Genomic DNA, 412 nt, shown 5'->3' with positions numbered 1-412 from the left:
ATTTGATACGAAGATTGAGCTGAGCGCGACCGTTTAGGTGGAGATCTTTAGTCACAGGACGGTTAATAGTAATCTGATTGGCTTTCCCTTGATAGAGCTCTGTATTGAAGGTTTGGTATGTCTTACCATAGCGCTCAAAATCCTTATCTGGGTACTGGTTTTGAATAGCTTGCTCTTCTTGACCAAGTGAGAAGGTTTCACAGTTTTCTTGCCCACCGAAGTTATCAAGTGATAACCAAGTCTGTGGAGCTGTATTGTCCTGCCAGATAACAGTAGGAAGTTGAAAGTCTGTTTCCTGTCCTAGTAATTTCTTGGTCAATAAGGCATTTATGGACTCACGGAAGTCAATTGATTGCCAATTGTTCATGTAAACATGAGCACCATTATGGAAAAAGAGATGCTTGTGTATATG

Annotated in this window: 1 protein-coding gene; it reads right to left on the bottom strand. The window is 40.8% G+C overall.

Annotated features, from left to right (window positions below; translation table 11 throughout):
• Nucleotides 1-367, bottom strand: a 367-nt coding sequence (locus AC13HU_RS38255) for a CocE/NonD family hydrolase C-terminal non-catalytic domain-containing protein (RefSeq protein WP_483046593.1), incomplete at its 3' end; no start/stop codon positions are given.
• Between the last annotated feature and the right edge of the window lie 45 nt (nt 368-412).

Source organism: Streptomyces sp. NH27 (genome assembly GCF_056859195.1).
Note: the sequence above shows the minus strand (reverse complement) of the source record. Positions and strands in the feature narration are given on the sequence as shown.